This window comes from Pseudomonas sp. CBS, assembly GCF_024734645.1.
Lineage (GTDB): Bacteria > Pseudomonadota > Gammaproteobacteria > Pseudomonadales > Pseudomonadaceae > Aquipseudomonas.
The window spans coordinates 6748220-6764757 of the sequence record NZ_CP102929.1 but is presented as its reverse complement, the minus strand read 5'-3'; the positions used below and the strand labels follow the sequence as shown (position 1 = coordinate 6764757).

Below are 16538 nucleotides of genomic sequence, written 5' to 3'. Positions count from 1 at the left end.
CTTCTTCAAAGACACTCACGCTTGATGGGCCCGGGGGTCAATCCAGCGGTTGATCAAATCGACGGCCAGGTTCACCAGCACGTACACCGTGGCCGCGAGCAGGGTCACCCCCAGCACCATCGGCACGTCGTTGTTGCTGGTGGCATCGAGCATCAAGCGCCCGATGCCCTGGCGTGCAAACAGCAATTCCACCACCACCGCGCCCCCCAGCAGGCTCGCGAACACGAACCCGGCCAGGGTCACCAACGGCACCAGCGCGTGACGCAACGCATGGCGCAGGCGCACAGCGGTTTCGGACAGGCCGCGTGCGCGGGCCATGGCGATAAAGGGTTGTTCGAGGGTGTCTTCCAGGGACTGACGCAGCAGTTGGGTCAGCACCGCGGCTACCGGCAAGGCCAGCGCGACCGAGGGCAGGATCAACGAACGCCAGCCCACGGAACCGGACGGCGGCAACCAGTGCCAATGAAACGAAAACACCAGCAACAGCAGCATGCCGATCACAAACGAAGGCGCCGACGACAGCACCAGTTCACTGCCGGAGACGACTGAGCGCACCCAGCGCGAACGGTTGGCGGTGAGGATCGCGCACACCAGGGCCAACACCACCGCCAGCAGCGCCGCGCTCAGGGACAGTTGAATGGTTGCGCCGATCTGCTCGGCAATCGCCTGCTGCACCGGGATACGCAAGCGGTAGGATTCGCCCAGGTCGCCATGGGCCAGGCGTACCAGGTATTGGCCGTATTGCACGATCAGGGGCTGGTCCAGGCCGTATTCGGCACGCACCCGGGCCAGCAGCTCCGGCGTGGGCATCGAATCCGGGCCGCCGAGGATCGCCAGCGCCGTATCTCCGCCGCTGAAATTAACCGCGAGAAAGGTCAGCGTCGCCGCGCCCCACAGCACACCGATGCCCGCCAGCAGGCGCCAGGCGATGGATTTGAACAGGCTCATGGTTGCCCCCGGTCCAGCCAGATGCTGGTGAAGAACGGTACGTTGTGGGAGGTATCAAAAATCACGCCCTGGACTTGCCGGCCATACGCGGTGAGCACCTGGCTTTCCACCGAAGGCACCGCCGGGACGGTTTCGGTCAAGCGCTTTTGCGCTTCGCCGTAGAGCGCCTGCAATTCAACCGGGTCGCGGGATTGGCGAGCGGCGCTGAGGACCCGATCCAGCTCGGCATCGCGGAAGCGTCCGACGTTCTGGCCGATGATCTTGTCGGTGCTGATGGCCTGGCTGTGATAGAGCACGAACAGGCCATCGGGCGTGTTGGTGTGCCAGTAACCGCCGGCCAGCGCCTGGAATTTCCCGGCGTAGCGTTTCTCGGTCACCCGGGTCAGCGGCAGCATTTCGATGGGCATTTCGAAGCCGACTTTTTTCAGGTCGGCCTGGATGGCCACCGAAACGCTGGCGGGAAACGCCGGGTTGTCATAGGACAGCATCGTTGCCTTGAGGCGCTGACCGTCCTTGGTTCGATAGCCCTGGGCATCGCGCCCGGTCCAGCCGGCGTCGTCCAGCAGCGCATTGGCGGCTTTGACGTCGTAGGCCAGGGCGTCGTTGTTGGGTTGATAAAACCGGGTGTTGGCCGCCAGGAAATCCGCCTTGGCGATGTATTCGCCGAAGCCTGAAATCCATGCCAGCCCTTCGCGGTCAATGGCCTTGGCGACTGCGCGGCGCACACGTACGTCGTCAAACGGTGGCTGTTCAACGTTGAAGGTCATGCTGCGGCTCGGGTTGCCTTTGCGGATCCGGCTGCGCATCACCAGGTTCGGGTTGGCACGAATGGCGGCGGCGTTCTGGGCCGGCGCGTCGAGGGCGAAATCCGACTGGCCGGACTCCAGCGCCGTGAAGCGGATCATGGCTTCGGGGACGTAGCTCAACTCGATGCGGTCCAGGTAGGCCTCACCCTTGTGCCGCGTCACCGGTGGCGCCCAGTTGTAGCCGGGCCGCTTGATGAACACCGCACCCTGGTCACGGGTGTAGCTCTGCAACAGGAACGGGCCGCTGCCGATGGGATGTTCAGCGATGGTCTTGGGCGCTTCGCGGATCTGTTTTGGCGAGATCATGCTCAGCCAGGACTGCGCCAGCACGTCGAGGAAGGGGGTGTAGGGTTCGCGCAAGTGGGCTTCGAAGGTGTAGTCATCGATGACCTTGCCGCCCAGGTACGGCGCGATATAGGCCGCAGCCAGCGGGGACTTGGTCGCCGGATCGCGCATGTGCTCCAGGTTGGTTTGCAGCGCCTGGGCGTTGAATTTCTCGCCGTCGCTGAAGGTCACGTCATCGCGCAGGTGAAAGGTGTAGGTCTTGCCGTCCTCGGAGATGTCCCAGGAGCGGGCCAGCCATGGGCTGATATTGCCCTGCTCGTCCTGATACACCAGGCAATCGTAGAGAATTCGGCCCATCCATTGGATGTTGCCGTTGGATAAGGCGTGAACATCGAAACTGCCGGCGTCGGAGGCGGCGGACACTCGCAAAGTTCCACCGCTGCGACCCGGTGACGGCTCATAAAAGTCCGCCGCCGAATAAGTCACCACACCGTTAGTGACGACGCCATCGGCCGCCGAAGTTTCATGTTGTGGTGCCGCAGGCGGTGAACAGGCATTGATCGCCAGGGACAGTGATATAACTGCCGACAGTTTCAAAATGGTTGTCAATGACGCTTCCTTAGAGGAACTCGATAAACACTGAAAGTTTGCAACTACAGTCGGTAATGCAGTGAGCATGCCAGTCTTTCAGAAACGCCATCCCGTCCACAAAACAAGCGCGAACCCCTTACAAAACGAGCGTAATCCTGCCAAACACTTATATGGTTATACCCGTTATACGACCTTGAGTTGTTGGCAGCCTTACACACTGCTTATCAACTGTTGCGTTTGCGACAGTTGAAGTAAATCCGGCCAATAAGTTGACTGTTGAAAATTAAACACTGATTCAAAACAAAGTATCCCGCAGAACACTTACCTCCCACTAAGCGCCCGTAATCCTTGGCAAATAGCGTTGGCATAAAAACTGCTCAGAGCGAAACAGGCATGACTATTCGAATAGAAAGCTGGGGCTATCTTTATCTATTCACAAGGAACACGCTTAATGGATCCGATCTTTCGGGGAGAGTTGCAAAAGTTGACACTTGCCGTGCGGCAAGCCACTTGGCTGGCGATGCTGGGACTGGGCTCGGCCCTGATGTTTTCAGCCAGCGCACAGGCAGAGGATGAGGTCACACCGACAACCGGTACACGGCTAAAGACCGTGACGGTGGAGGCACAAAAAATCACGCCCGTTGAGGCGGCAAAGAGTCAGTTGTCCGAGGTACCCGGCGGCACCAGCGTGGTGGACAGCGAACAGGTGGCCAAGGGGCGCACCGCCACCTTGCAGGACACCCTCGCCTACCAGCCGGGTGTGTTCGTGCAGTCCACCGGTGGTAACGACGCGGCCAAGATCTCGATTCGGGGCTCGGGGGCCAACACCTCGCCGGGGTATTTCCGCGAGGGCATCAAGTTCCTGTTCGACGGCCTGCCGATCACCGGCCCGGGCGGCACACCCTACGAATTCCTCAACGGCTCGGGGGTGAACTACACCGAAATCCTGCGGGGAGCCAACGCCTTCCAATACGGCGCACTGAGCCTTGGCGGCGCCATCAACTTCGTCAACCAGACCGGCTACACCGCGCCCGGGCTGCGGGTGCGCGCGGAAACCGGGAGCTACGGTTATAACAAGCAAAGCCTGAGCGTCGGCGGCGTCGAGGGCGCGTTCGATTACTACCTGAATGCCGACAACTACCGCAGCGATGGCTACCGCGATTACAGCCTGTCGAAAAGCCAGGGCGTGGTGGCGAACGTTGGCTACCGCTTCAGCCCGCAACTCGAAACCCGGGTGATGCTGCGTTACCGCGACGAGTTCCACAACGACCCGAGCGCCACCACCCTGGATGCGGTGAAGCACCACTCCGACCGCGCCAGTGCCACCGCCGAAAGCAGCGGCGCCGGTAGCCGTCGCCCCGGCAGCGTATGGCTGGGCAGCAAGACCACCTACACCTTTGAGGACGACGCCACCCTGTCGGTGGGTTTCGTCTACTACCAGTACGCCCACAACAACAGCCCGAACAGCCCGAGCAACCCCAGCTACTGGGACTGGCATGACCTGAGCGCGGTGATCAACTACGACCGCCGCGACACCCTGTTCGGCCACGAAAGCCGCTCCAGCCTGGCCTTCACTTCCACCGAACACCTCAAGGGTCAGGTCGACTCCACCTTCGCCAACAAACAGACCCGCAAGTTCGTCGACTACAGCTCATCGTTCGATCACGTGTTCTCCGTGGGCAACGACCTGGAACTGGTGGACGGCCTGTGGCTGACCAGCGGCGTCTCGGCGATCAACGTACGGCGCCATGCCGACGTCAAGGAAGCCCTGGTGGCCAACACCACCACGTACCCGAGCGATGTGACCTACGACAACTGGAGCCTGGCACCGCGAATCGGCGTGCGTTACGAGTTCACCCCGCAACTGCAAGTCTTCGCCAACGTCAGCCGCTCCGTCGACCCACCGGCGTCGTGGGAATACTCCGGCTCCGGGCCGACCTCGCCGTACGTACGGCCGCTGGTGGAACAGAAAGCCAATACCGTGGAAGTCGGGATCAAGGGTTCATCGGGCATCTTCGACGGCAGCCTGGCGCTCTACCGCTCGTGGGTGAAAAATGAATTGCTCAACGTGCAGATCATTCCGGCCACCTCCACCGCAGCGGCGATCACCGGCGCATTCAACGCCACACCGACGATCCACCAAGGGATCGAGGCCGGCTTGAATACGCGCCTGTGGGAAAACACCTCGGGTGAAAAAATCACCCTGCGCCAGGTGTATACCTATAACGACTTCTACTACCGGCACGACCCGACCTTCGGCGACAACCAATTGCCGGGAATTCCGAAGCATATCTATCAGGGCGAGGTGCAGTATCAGCACCCGGCGGGCTTCTATACCGGGGTGAACGTGCAATCGGCTTCGCGTACGGCGGTGGACTATGCCAACAGCTTCTATGCGCCCTCCTACACAATCTTCGGGGCGAACGTGGGGTATGAAACGCCGAGCAAGGACTGGAAGGTGTCGCTGGATGTGAAGAACCTGACCAATCAGAAGTACGTGACGGCGGTGCAGCCGTTGTATGACGCGAAGGGGCAGGATACGGCGTCGTTGTATCCGGGGGATGGGATTGGGGCTTATGTGGCGGTTGAAATGCGCTACTAGGTCCGCACTGACCAAGCATCGGCGGCTGGGGTTAGTCGTAACCTCGGCCGCCGAGCCCATCACCGAAGCGCGCGTTGCAGGCCCTCAGATACTCAGCAGCTCGGCCACCGGAAAACGATGCGTGGTCTTCATTTCCCGAAGCGACAGGTTCGAGCGGATGCTCAATACACCCGGAAGCTTTCTCAGCACCTTTTCAACGAATCTGCTGTAGCTGTCCAGGTCTCTGGCGACGACCTGAAGTAAAAAATCCGCCTCGCCCGTTGTATTGTGACAACTGAGTACCTGAGGCGCTGACGCGATGATTTTTTCAAACCTTTCCGTGGCTTCTTCACTGTGGTCACTACAGGAAATCTGAACAAAAGCCATCACCCCCAGGCCCAGCTTTCTACGATTCAGAATGGCTTGATACCCCTCAATCACCCCGCACTCCTCAAGGCGCTTTTGCTTGCGCCAACAGGACGCTTCGCTGAGGGAAAGTTGCTCCGCCAATTTGACATTCGACAGTCGCCCATCTCGCTGCAGCCGCTCTGATATTGCAATGTCCACCTTATCCAAACGCTCGAGCATGGTTGATCCTTTCAATTATGGGCCGTCTCATGGAGATTAATTTCATTGCCCGCACACTATCAACCGCAATATGAAAAGCAATTTCAACGCATTTGCACATAATGGATCAGCACTGATTCGAGCCGCCCCGCCCACGAGATCAATCGAATACAGCGCAGTGTCTATCCAAGTAGAGGTGACTTTCATGAAAGCAGTTGTCTACGAAGCCTTTTCCCAACCGCCGCGCCTGATGAACATCGAAGACCCGACGCCGGAGCGTCACGGCGTGGTCATACAGGTGCGCGGCACGGGCGTTTGCCGCAGCGACTGGCACGGTTGGAAGGGGCATGATCCGGACATCCAGCTGCCCCATGTTCCCGGGCATGAGCTTGCCGGCATCGTGGCGGAGGTTGGCAGGGACGTCACCCGGTGGAAGGTCGGCGACCGTGTGACGGTGCCTTTTGTGGGCGGGTGTGGCGCGTGTCCCGAGTGCAACAGCGGTAACCAGCAAGTCTGCACCACCCAGTTTCAACCGGGCTTCACTCATTGGGGTTCGTTTGCCGAGTACGTCGGTATCCACCAGGCCGACCTGAACCTCGTCGAACTCCCGCAGAGCATGGACTTCGCTACCGCTGCGAGCCTGGGCTGCCGCTTCGCCACGTCATTCCGCGCGGTTGTTGACCAAGGCAAAGTCAGCGCCGGACAGTGGGTCGCGGTGCATGGCTGCGGAGGCGTGGGCCTGTCCGCCGTGATGATCGCCCAGGCCCTCGGCGCGAACGTCATCGCCATTGATATCTCGCAGGAAAAGCTCGAGCTGGCGCGCGCGCTCGGTGCCGTTGCAACCGTGAACGCACAAGACGTTGCGGACGTCACCGAAGCCGTGCTGGAAATCACCCAGGGTGGCGCCCACGTATCGCTGGATGCATTGGGCCATCCCACCACGTGCTTCAACTCCATCAACAACCTGCGCCGTCGAGGCAAACACGTCCAGGTGGGGCTGATGCTCGCCGACCACGCCACGCCGGCAATCCCCATGAGCAAGGTCATCGCGCACGAGCTTGAGATCTACGGTAGCCACGGCATGCAAGCCCATCGTTATGACGCGATGATCCAGATGATCACCAGCGGAAAACTGGCCCCGGAAAAACTCGTGGGTAAAACCATCAGCCTGGAGCAGTCCATCGATGCGTTGATGAACATGGATCGCTTCGAGACAGCCGGCGTAACCGTCGTGACACTGGACTAGAGAATGGACTGATTTAATCCAGATACCGGTGGCGGCAGACTGGAGCGTGCTGCAAAATCCGTACATCCAAAGACCTTATTTTATTGATGAACCTCTCGAAGTGTTCAACAGTAAAATATTGTGAATCATGCGGCAGTACGAGCACCCATGGAAGGACTGACAATTTATGGCAAAAACTCGCGCGTTCACCTCACCCCATGAAGCCGGCCTCGAGCACATGGTCACCGCAAGACAAGTCGCCCATCAGCGCCTGACACGGTTCAATGGACAACCTACACCTGATCGTTACTTCAGCAATCATCGGCCCGGGAAGCGCGTTCCGGTCAAACACGTCATGAAGGGAAACAACTGCTACTTCTCCTATATCGGCGACGGTACCGGCGGCCATGGCGAGGGGGAGTCGCTGAATCACCTCTTGTTCAAAGAGGCACTACTCACCGTCACCACAATGACCTTGAACCTCGCTTTCCCCACAAGCGGCAAGGCAAAGAAAGTCCATCAAATCCCGATCACCATCAGCCATATCGAGCCGGAAAAGTTAGTGGTTACCGCCAATGGAAATCGCTATGTGGATATCTATCTGGAGTTCCAGGCAGAGCATTGGCTGGGCACCAAGTGGGACGGCAAACTGTACCTGGAGATCCATAACACTCACGCGGTGGACGCCATCAAGCAGAGCGAGCTGAGAGCGCTGGATATTCCGCTAGTGGAGGTCAGTATTCCCAAGCTTTTCGAGTACATGACCCCGGAAGAGGACACGACCGATGAACGCGAAGATGCACACCGTCAACGCATCAAGAAGATACTGGAAAGTCCGAACGGCTACTTGCAGGGCGTCGTGCTGAGCAACCCGAGTTCGAAGGCATTTCTGGAGTCGATGATCCAGGAACAGTTCAAAAGAATGGAAGCACTCAAACAGCAAAATATCCACCTCGATCAGAAGGTGAGCACCGCTGAAGCTGCCCTGGGTCAAGCCCAGCAAAGCACTGCAGATACAGCAACGAAATTGCTCGAAGTGACCAGGCAACGCGATGCGCACGCCGTCGCGCTTAACAATGCTGCCAATGAGCTAAAGACAATGACGAAGGCGCGCGACGAGCTTCTATCGGACCAGCGTGCCTTTATTATTGAGCGACGCTGGTTGATCGCAGGTTTCTGCCTCATGACGCTGCTATGTGCAGGATCCGTATGGCTGTTCGGAACTCAGTTGCCGAGCTAATACCGACAGGTCTCTGTAGTCGACCTGCACGCGGCAGGCGACTTCAATGGCGCAGCAGTTTACGCAGGGGCACGCCGTCCTTGAGCACCGGCGACTTGATGACGATATAGCTGAAGTACTTGGAGATACCAATGTTCTTGTCCAGCAGGCTCTCCACCACTTCCTGGTAATGCTGGATGCTGCGGGTCATGAAGCGCACCAGGTAGTCGTAACCACCACTGATCAGGTGGCATTCGAGCACTTCGTCTACCAGGCGGATATTGGATTCGAACTTGGCGAAGTCTTCGCGCTTATGGTCGCTGAGGGTGATCTCGGTGAACACCGTGACCGAATCGGTAATCTTGGCCAGGTTCAAGTGCGCCTTGTAGCTGGAGATATACCCCGCTGACTCCAACCGCTTGACCCGTTGCAAACACGGGCTGGCAGACAAGCCCACGGCGTCGGCGAGACTGACATTGGTCATCCGGCCGTCCTTTTGCAGTTCAACCAGAATACTGATATCGATCCGGTCCAGCTTCACTTGCCCTTCCATTACGTACCTCTTGACTGCCGTTTGTAAGACAATCTTCTAGCAAAATCAGCGCCGTAAAGACAGCTGATGCTGAGCCACCAGATCCGCCATGCTGCTGATGCAGTACTCCGCTGCGCACGGCGAAGGCTGCCGGGGCCGCTGGCGGCCGATCAAACAGCGGTCCAGCACCCCGTGCGCCGCGACCGACGGTCGTGTCACATGCAGCACCGGTTGCACATCCTCCGCTTGCGCGCTGAGCCATTGCAGGTCATCGGCCAGGGAAATGAAATCTTCCGGTGCAATACCCAGTCGCTCACACAACACGCCACGATCCTCTGCGTCACGGTCGCCACGCACCAGTAGCCGATAGAACTTGCGCAAATACAGCATAGCCCCCGGCGCATCCTCGAACAGCGCCCAACTGCCGGCGCTGCGGGCAAAGCTCATGCCCTCCTCCCAACTGGCGTGGAGCCCCCAGCGTTCGGCGAGTTGGCGGTGGGCGAAACACAGCAGGCCACTGAAGCCCAACTCGGCGAAGCGCGGGTAGAGATTCGCGACCACCGTGTTGTACTCGGCCAGTACCTGCTCCCTGGGCGGTTGCCCGCCACGACTGTCGAGCAGCGGCTGCAAGGCGGCCAACACACCCGAGTCGCGGTCCACCAGCACTTCATCGCAATCGATCAGCAACGCTCGATAATCTGTCAGTCCCATGTGGGGTCAAGTCTCCAATGATGCAGTCCACCCTGAACAAGCACAGGCTCAGTTCAAGACCCGTGCCAAGGCGCCGTCGAGTATCTGCAAGGCTTCGTCGACCTGGGCCTCGGTCGCCACCAGCGGCGCGAGAAAGCGCAGCACGTTGCGATGCACGCCGCATTTGATCACCAGCAACCCGCGGGCGCGGGCTTCATCGATCAGCCGTTGGTTGAGGTCGGCGTCCGGCGTGCGCGCCGGGTCATCCTGAATCAGTTCGATCGCCAACATGAAGCCGGTGCCGCGCACATCGCCGATACGCGGGTAGCGCGCCTGCAAACCGAGCAGGCCCTGGCGCAGGCGTTCGCCCAGCCGTTGGCCGCGTTCGAGCAATTGCTCCTGCTCGAACGCGCTGATCACCGCCAGCGCCGCCGCGCACGCCAACGCATTGCCGCCGTAGGTGCCGCCCAGGCCGCCGGGCAACGGCGCATCCATGATGTGCGCCTTGCCGACCACACCGGACAATGGCAAGCCGCCGGCCAGGCTCTTGGCCACGGTGACCAGGTCAGGCTGGATGCCCGCATGCTGGTACCCGAACCAGGTCCCGGTACGGCCGAAACCGGTCTGGATCTCATCCAGGATCAACACGATGCCATGCTTGTCCGCCAACGCACGCAGTGCCTGGAGAAACTCCGCAGGCGCGGCAAGGAAACCGCCGTCGCCCTGCACCGGCTCGATGATGATTGCCGCGATCCTCTCCGGCGCCACTTGGGTCGCCAGCAGTTCATCCAGGGCTTTGAGTGCCAGCTCGCTGGTCACCCCGCGATACGCATTCGGATACGGCGTGTGGAACACCTCCGGTGCAAACGGCCCGAAGTTCTGTTTGTAGGGTTGGCTCATACCGGTGAGCGTGGTGCCAAGCAAGGTTCGACCATGGAAGCCGCCCCGAAAGGCGATCACCGCCGAACGATTGGTGTGGGCGCGGGCAATCTTCACCGCATTTTCCACGGCTTCGGCGCCGGAGGTGAAAAACGCGGCCTTATAGGCTTCCTGCCCGCCGACCATTTCGCACAGCCGCTGTGCCAGGTCGAGGTAAGGCTGGTAGGCCACCACCTGGAAGCAGGCGTGGGAGACCTTCTGCAACTGGGCCTGCACCGCAGCCACCACCTTGGGATGGTTATGCCCGATGTTCAGCACGCCGATCCCGCCGACGAAGTCCAGGTAACGCTTGCCATCCACGTCCCACAACTCGGCGCCCTGGGCACGGTCGATCACCAACGGGTGAGCGGTCACCAGGCCACGGGGAACGAATTGATCGCGCTGACGCAGCAAATGAGGGGTTTCGTCGACCTTGCTATTCATGGCAGTTCCCATCGTGAATGCAGCAACCGGAAAGTGGTTGCGATGCGGTTCAGAGTAAGGCTTGCGGGCAACCAACTACGCCGAACTTGGCCCGTGAGAAATTCGGATCGACTGTTTTGCCCCCACCTTTCAACAGATCCTGCGCCGGGCTTGGGGGATGATGAGGGCTACCCGAACCCTGCAGGAAATGCCCATGGCCTTGCTATACAAAGCTGACCCGGTGCGCGGCCAACATTGGCAGGCACTGTTCGCCGAACACGCGCCGCAGATCGAATGGCGCGCCTGGCCCGACATCGGTAATGCCGAAGAGGTGGACTACCTGGCCGCCTGGCAGGCGCCCGACAACCTCAAGCAAGTACTGCCCAACCTGAAAGTGCTGTTTGCCTTGTCGGCTGGGGTCGACCAACTGGACCTCTCCCGCCTGCCGCCCGACCTGCCCGTGGTGCGCCTGCTCGACCCCGGCATCACCCGCGGCATGTGCGAGTACGCCAGTTGGGCGGTGCTCAGCCTGCACCGCGATATGTTGCGCTATCGCCAGCAGCAAGCAGCGCGTTGCTGGCAGGCACACCTGTTGCAGCCGGCCGTGAATCGCAGGGTCGGCGTGATGGGCCTGGGCACCCAGGCCCAGCAGATTCTGGCAACGTTGGCGCCGTTGGGGTTTGCGCTGTCGGGCTGGGCGCGCAGTGCTCATCAGTTGCCAGGTGTGGACTGCTACGCCGGTGAACACCAACTGCCGACGTTTCTCAGCCAGTGCGACATTCTGTTGTGTGTGCTGCCGTTGACCGAGCAGACCCAAGGCATTCTCGACCGCCAGCTGTTTGCGCAGTTACCGCGTGGAGCGGCGCTGATCAACATGGGGCGTGGCGGGCACCTGGTGGAGGAAGACTTGCTGGAGGCATTGGGCAGTGGGCAACTGAGCGGCGCAGTGCTGGATGTGCTGCAAGAGGAACCTGCGCCGGCGAATCATCCATTCTGGGATCACCCGCAGATTGTGCTGACGCCCCATATCGCAGCGATGACCCAACCGACGAGTGCGTTTGGGGTGTTGCTGGAGAATATCCGGCGGTATGAACGTGGGGAACAGATGGTGGGTGAAGTGGATCGGCGCAAGGGTTATTGACGCGTGGAGATCCAAATGCGGGAGCACCTGTCTTGACGTGATCGTTCCCACGCTCTGCGTGGGAATGCAGCCCCGGACGCTCTGCGTCCAACGAGCAGCACACGGTTCAAGTCTTGCGCAGTGGTGACGCGGAGCGTCACAGGATGCATTCCCACGTTGAACGTGGGAACGATCGCTGAAAGCTCGACAGCTCCCACAAAAAACCTGCGTAACTGATGCAATTAGGTGCCGGCGCACAGATGGCCAAGCTGACACCCTGCAGTTTGGAGGCTGACCAAGACCCAATGTGGGAGCTGTCGAGCTTCAGCGAGGCCGCGATGGCGGTGGGTCAGGCACCATCAATGTCGACTGTGCCGACCACATCGCAGCCTCGCTAAAGCTCGACAGCTCCCACAGAAAACCTATGTAACTGATGCAATTAGGTGCCGGCGCACAGATGGCCAAGCTGGCACCCCGCAATTTGGCGACTGACCAAGACCCAATGTGGGAGCCGTCGAGCCTTAGCGAGGCCGCGATGGCGGTGGGTCAGGCACCATCAATGTCGACTGTGCCGACCACATCGCAGCCTCGCTAAAGCTCGACAGCTCCCACAAAAAACCTGTGTAACTGATGCAATGAGGCGCCGACGCGCAGATGGCCAAGCTGGCACCCTGCAGTTTGGCGGCTGACAAAGACCCAATGTGGGAGCCGTCGAGCCTTAGCGAGGCCGCGATGGCGGTGGGTCAGGCACCATCAATGTCGACTGTGCCGGCGTCATCGCAGCCTCGCTAAAGCTCGACAGCTCCCACAGAAAACCTGTGTAACTGATGGAATTAGGCGCCGGCGTGCAGATGACCAAGCTGGCACCCTGCAATTTGGCGGCTGACAAAGACCCAATGTGGGAGCCGTCGAGCCTTAGCGAGGCCGCGATGGCGGTGGGTCAGGCACCATCAATGCCGCCTGTGCCGACGTCATCGCAGCCTCGCTAAAGCTCGACAGCTCCCACAGAAAACCTGTGTAACCGATGCAATTAGGCGCCGACGCGCAGATGGCCAAGCTGACACCCTGCAATTTGGCGGCTGACCAAGACCCCATGTGGGAGCCGTCGAGCTTTAGCGAGGCCGCGATAGCGGTGGGTCAGGCACCATCAATGTCAACTGTACCGACGTCATCGCAGCCTCGCTAAAGCTCGACAGCTCCCACAGAAAACCTGTGTAACTGATGCAATTAGGCGCCGGCGCGCAGATGGCCAAGCTGGCACCCCGCAATTTGGCGACTGACCAAGACCCAATGTGGGAGCCGTCGAGCCTTAGCGAGGCCGCGATAGCGGTGGGTCAGGCACCATCAATGTCAACTGTACCGACGTCATCGCAGCCTCGCTAAAGCTCGACAGCTCCCACAAAAAACCTGCGTAACTGATGCAATTAGCCTCCGGCGCGCAGATGGCCAAGCTGGCACCCCGCAATTTGGCGACTGACCAAGACCCAATGTGGGAGCCGTCGAGCCTTAGCGAGGCCGCGATGGCGGTGGGTCAGGCACCATCAATGTCGACTGTGCCGACGCCATCGCAGCCTCGCTAAAGCTCGACAGCTCCCACAGAAAATCTGCGTAACTGATGCAATTAGCCTCCGACGCGCTGATGGCCAAGCTGGCCCCCGCAATTTGGCGGCTGACAAAGACCCAATGTGGGAGCCGTCGAGCCTTAGCTAGGCCGCGATGGCGGTGGGTCAGGCACCATCAATGTCGACTGTGCCGACGTCATCGCAGCCTCGCTGGGGCTCGGCAGCTGCTACGGTGTTAGTGCAAGGCCGTGCTCCTCCAGCCACCGCACAAAACTGTTCAAACTCTGCGACACCGTGCCCCGTGTCAGATCAGCCGAGTGCGGGGTGTCAGACAAAGATATTTCAACTGAACCCCTGCATTCGCGAGCAAGCCCGCCCCCACTTTTTTTGACCATGCGCGCTTTAGATCGGGAGCCTTTGGGCAATCGCCAGCCCGACATCCTGAGTAGAGCCCTTCCCGCCCAGATCCGGCGTCACCACGCCCTCGGCAATCACCGACTCAATCGCCTGCAAGATTCCGTCATGGGCCGCCCGATACCGCTCATCCCCATTGCCAAGGAAATCCAGCATCAACGCCCCCGACCAGATCATCGCTATCGGATTCGCAATGTTCTGCCCGTAAATATCCGGCGCCGAGCCGTGCACCGGCTCGAACAACGACGGAAAGCGCCGCTCGGGGTCGAGGTTGGCCGACGGCGCAATACCGATCGTCCCGGCACACGCCGGCCCGAGGTCGGAGAGGATGTCGCCGAACAGGTTCGACGCCACCACCACATCAAACCGGTCCGGTTGCAGCACAAACCGCGCGCACAATATGTCGATGTGCTGCTTGTCCCAACTCACTTCGGGGTAGTTGGCGGCCATCAATGCGGTGCGCTCATCCCAGTAAGGCATGCTGATGGAAATGCCGTTGGATTTGGTCGCCGCCGTGAGCTTCTTGCGCGGGCGGGACTGGGCCAGGTCGAAGGCGAACTTGAGGATGCGGTCGACACCTCGCCGGGTGAATACCGACTCCTGCAGCACGAATTCATGCTCGGTGCCCTCGAACATCTTGCCGCCCACCGAGGAATATTCGCCCTCGGTGTTTTCGCGGATCACCACAAAATCGATGTCCCCCGGCTCGCGCCCGGCCAAGGGGCACGGCACCCCGGGAAACAGCCGCACCGGGCGGATGTTCACGTACTGGTCGAAGTCGCGGCGGAACTTGAGCAACGAACCCCACAGGGAAACATGGTCCGGGACTTTGTCCGGCCACCCCACGGCGCCAAAGTAGATCGCATCAAACCCCTTGAGCTGCTCAAACCAGTCCTCGGGCATCATCTGCCCGTGTTCCAGGTAGTAATCGCAGTGGGCCCAGTCGAGCACTTCGATGCTCAGGTTCAGGTCCCAGATCCTGGCGGCCTGTTGCAGTACCCGCAGCCCTTCGGGCAACACTTCCTTGCCGATACCATCGCCGGCAATCGCGGCGATTCTGAATGCCTTGCTCATGGTGCGTGCCTCGCAAAAATTCAGTTCAAGCCGCCGATATGGAAGGCTTTGACTTCAAGGTATTCGTCCAGGCCGTACTTGCTGCCCTCGCGCCCCAGGCCCGATTGTTTGATACCGCCAAACGGCGCCACTTCCATGGAGATGATCCCGGTGTTGAGCCCGACCATGCCGAACTCCAACGCTTCGCCAAAACGCCACGAGCGCTGCAGGTCCTGGGTGAAATAGTAGGCGCCCAGGCCATACGGCGTGGCATTGGCCAGGGCCAGCGCCTCGGCTTCATCCGTAAAGCGCATCAGCGGTGCCACCGGGCCGAAGGTTTCTTCATTGGCCAGCAACATGCCGGCGTGGGTGTCGCCCAGCACCGTGGGTTGCACGAACTGGCTGTCACCCGAGGGGATCGCGCCACACAACAGGTTCGCGCCCTGGCTCAAAGCATCGTCGATATGCCGTGCGACCTTGTTCACCGCCGCCGGGTTGATCAGCGGGCCGATGGTCACGCCCTCCTCCAGACCGTTACCGACCTTGAGCTTGCCTACCTCTTCCACCAGCCGTGCGGCGAAACGCGCGTAGATACCGGCCTGTACCAGGATGCGGTTGGCGCATACGCAGGTTTGCCCGGCATTGCGGAACTTGCTGAGCATCACCCCGGCCACGGCCTGTTCCAGGTCGGCGTCGTCGAACACGATAAAGGGCGCATTGCCCCCCAGCTCCAGGCTCAGGCGTTTGATGTGCTCGGCGCTCTGGCGCATCAACAGGCGCCCGACAGCCGTGGAGCCGGTGAAGGAAATCTTGCGCACCGCCGGATTGCCGGTCAGCTCCTCACCAATACCGGCGGGCAAGCCGGTGATCACATTGAACACCCCGGCCGGAATGCCGACGCGCTCGGCCAGCACCGCCAGGGCCAGGGCCGACATTGGCGTGAGGTCCGACGGTTTGACGATGATCGGGCACCCGGCGGCCAGCGCAGGCGCACATTTGCGGGTGATCATCGCGTTGGGGAAATTCCACGGGGTAATGGCGGCGCACACGCCCACGGGTTGCTTGAGGGTCAGCAGGCGGCGGTCGCCACTGGGCGCGGGCATGGTTTCGCCGTAGACCCGGCGCGCTTCCTCGGCGAACCATTTGACGAAACCGGCCCCGTAGCGCACTTCGCCGCGGGCTTCGCTCAGCGGCTTGCCCTGCTCGCAAGTCATGATCAGCGCCAGGTCATCAAGGTTGTCGATCATCGCCTGGTACCAGCGCTCCAGCAGCGCCGCACGCTCGGCGGCCGGGCGTGCACGCCAGGCGGGCCAGGCACGTTCGGCGGCTTCAATGGCACGACGGGTATCCACCCCGTCCATGGCCGGAACTTGAGCGAGCAAATGGCCGGTGGCGGGGTCGCGGATGTCCAGGGTGGCGCCGCTGTCGGCAGCGATCCACTGGCCATCCACATAGGCGAGTTCAGCCAGGAGGCTGGGGTCTTGCAAGCGATTCTTGAGCATGGTCGAGTCCTGATCCGAGACACGCTCCAGTCTAGGGAGGTGCCGCGGATCAGGATGCCGAAAGCGCAGCTTAAGCAGCGTCCCGTGCTGAAATTGCCCCCA

The 16538-nt window shown here is 60.6% G+C and carries 12 protein-coding genes; 4 read left to right on the top strand and 8 right to left on the bottom strand.

The features are described from left to right. Positions 1–15: 15 nt before the first annotated feature. Both NVB75_RS30980 and NVB75_RS30975 read right to left on the bottom strand, forming a co-directional pair. Positions 16–948 (bottom strand): ABC transporter permease, encoded by a 933-nt coding sequence (locus NVB75_RS30980; RefSeq protein WP_258344761.1) that lies wholly within the window; start codon positions 946–948, stop codon positions 16–18. Continuing rightward, positions 945–2648, bottom strand: a complete 1704-nt coding sequence (locus NVB75_RS30975; protein WP_258344759.1) for an ABC transporter substrate-binding protein — start codon at positions 2646–2648, stop codon at positions 945–947. Before NVB75_RS30975 ends, NVB75_RS30980 begins: the two co-directional genes overlap by 4 nt. 433 nt (positions 2649–3081) lie before the next feature. Between NVB75_RS30975 and NVB75_RS30970 the strand changes: the two genes are divergently transcribed. Then, positions 3082–5232 carry a TonB-dependent receptor gene (locus tag NVB75_RS30970; RefSeq protein WP_258344757.1) on the top strand — a complete coding sequence of 717 codons (2151 nt, stop codon included), beginning with the start codon at positions 3082–3084 and terminating at the stop codon, positions 5230–5232. A gap of 84 nt (positions 5233–5316) precedes the next feature. Here the strand turns inward: NVB75_RS30970 and NVB75_RS30965 are convergent, their stop codons facing one another. Next, positions 5317–5799 (bottom strand): Lrp/AsnC family transcriptional regulator, encoded by a 483-nt coding sequence (locus NVB75_RS30965; protein ID WP_258344755.1) that lies wholly within the window; start codon positions 5797–5799, stop codon positions 5317–5319. A 184-nt stretch (positions 5800–5983) separates the two neighbouring features. Between NVB75_RS30965 and NVB75_RS30960 the strand changes: the two genes are divergently transcribed. Together NVB75_RS30960 and NVB75_RS30955 are read left to right on the top strand one after the other, a co-directional pair. Next, positions 5984–7024 (top strand): zinc-dependent alcohol dehydrogenase family protein, encoded by a 1041-nt coding sequence (locus tag NVB75_RS30960; RefSeq protein ID WP_258344753.1) that lies wholly within the window; start codon positions 5984–5986, stop codon positions 7022–7024. A 166-nt stretch (positions 7025–7190) separates the two neighbouring features. After that, positions 7191–8243: a hypothetical protein gene (locus tag NVB75_RS30955; protein WP_258344752.1), complete on the top strand. Its 1053-nt coding sequence runs from the start codon at positions 7191–7193 to the stop codon at positions 8241–8243. Between the two features lie 43 nt (positions 8244–8286). Here the strand turns inward: NVB75_RS30955 and NVB75_RS30950 are convergent, their stop codons facing one another. From NVB75_RS30950 to gabT, 3 genes are read right to left on the bottom strand one after another with little or no spacing between them, the layout of a single operon-like run. Then, on the bottom strand, positions 8287–8775 hold the full coding sequence (locus tag NVB75_RS30950; RefSeq protein WP_010449292.1) for an Lrp/AsnC family transcriptional regulator: 489 nt from the start codon (positions 8773–8775) through the stop codon (positions 8287–8289). 45 nt (positions 8776–8820) lie between these two features. Further along, positions 8821–9465, bottom strand: a complete 645-nt coding sequence (locus tag NVB75_RS30945; protein WP_258344750.1) for a 2-haloalkanoic acid dehalogenase — start codon at positions 9463–9465, stop codon at positions 8821–8823. 48 nt (positions 9466–9513) lie between these two features. Next, positions 9514–10806, bottom strand: coding sequence for a 4-aminobutyrate--2-oxoglutarate transaminase (gene gabT, locus NVB75_RS30940; RefSeq protein WP_258344749.1), 1293 nt, complete (start codon positions 10804–10806; stop codon positions 9514–9516). A 193-nt stretch (positions 10807–10999) separates the two neighbouring features. Here gabT and NVB75_RS30935 point away from each other — a divergent pair, with 193 nt between their 5' ends. Next, a complete protein-coding gene (locus NVB75_RS30935) occupies positions 11000–11926 on the top strand; it encodes a glyoxylate/hydroxypyruvate reductase A (protein ID WP_258344748.1) in 927 nt (308 codons plus the stop codon). A 1943-nt stretch (positions 11927–13869) separates the two neighbouring features. On the opposite strand, the gene NVB75_RS30930 is transcribed toward NVB75_RS30935, so the two are convergent. Continuing rightward, positions 13870–14955: a tartrate dehydrogenase gene (locus NVB75_RS30930; RefSeq protein ID WP_258344747.1), complete on the bottom strand. Its 1086-nt coding sequence runs from the start codon at positions 14953–14955 to the stop codon at positions 13870–13872. A 20-nt stretch (positions 14956–14975) separates the two neighbouring features. After that, positions 14976–16436, bottom strand: a complete 1461-nt coding sequence (locus tag NVB75_RS30925; protein ID WP_258344746.1) for an NAD-dependent succinate-semialdehyde dehydrogenase — start codon at positions 16434–16436, stop codon at positions 14976–14978. Positions 16437–16538 lie beyond the last annotated feature (102 nt).

What these genes read in the sequence shown, in the direction of transcription:
- NVB75_RS30980 (WP_258344761.1), bottom strand. Translation starts at nt 948, where the DNA reads ATGAGCCTGTTCAAATCCATCGCCTGGCGCCTGCTGGCGGGCATCGGT.
- NVB75_RS30970 (WP_258344757.1), top strand. Translation starts at nt 3,082, where the DNA reads ATGGATCCGATCTTTCGGGGAGAGTTGCAAAAGTTGACACTTGCCGTG.
- NVB75_RS30965 (WP_258344755.1), bottom strand. Translation starts at nt 5,799, where the DNA reads ATGCTCGAGCGTTTGGATAAGGTGGACATTGCAATATCAGAGCGGCTG.
- NVB75_RS30960 (WP_258344753.1), top strand. Translation starts at nt 5,984, where the DNA reads ATGAAAGCAGTTGTCTACGAAGCCTTTTCCCAACCGCCGCGCCTGATG.
- NVB75_RS30955 (WP_258344752.1), top strand. Translation starts at nt 7,191, where the DNA reads ATGGCAAAAACTCGCGCGTTCACCTCACCCCATGAAGCCGGCCTCGAG.
- NVB75_RS30950 (WP_010449292.1), bottom strand. Translation starts at nt 8,775, where the DNA reads ATGGAAGGGCAAGTGAAGCTGGACCGGATCGATATCAGTATTCTGGTT.
- NVB75_RS30945 (WP_258344750.1), bottom strand. Translation starts at nt 9,465, where the DNA reads ATGGGACTGACAGATTATCGAGCGTTGCTGATCGATTGCGATGAAGTG.
- gabT (WP_258344749.1), bottom strand. Translation starts at nt 10,806, where the DNA reads ATGAATAGCAAGGTCGACGAAACCCCTCATTTGCTGCGTCAGCGCGAT.
- NVB75_RS30935 (WP_258344748.1), top strand. Translation starts at nt 11,000, where the DNA reads ATGGCCTTGCTATACAAAGCTGACCCGGTGCGCGGCCAACATTGGCAG.
- NVB75_RS30930 (WP_258344747.1), bottom strand. Translation starts at nt 14,955, where the DNA reads ATGAGCAAGGCATTCAGAATCGCCGCGATTGCCGGCGATGGTATCGGC.
- NVB75_RS30925 (WP_258344746.1), bottom strand. Translation starts at nt 16,436, where the DNA reads ATGCTCAAGAATCGCTTGCAAGACCCCAGCCTCCTGGCTGAACTCGCC.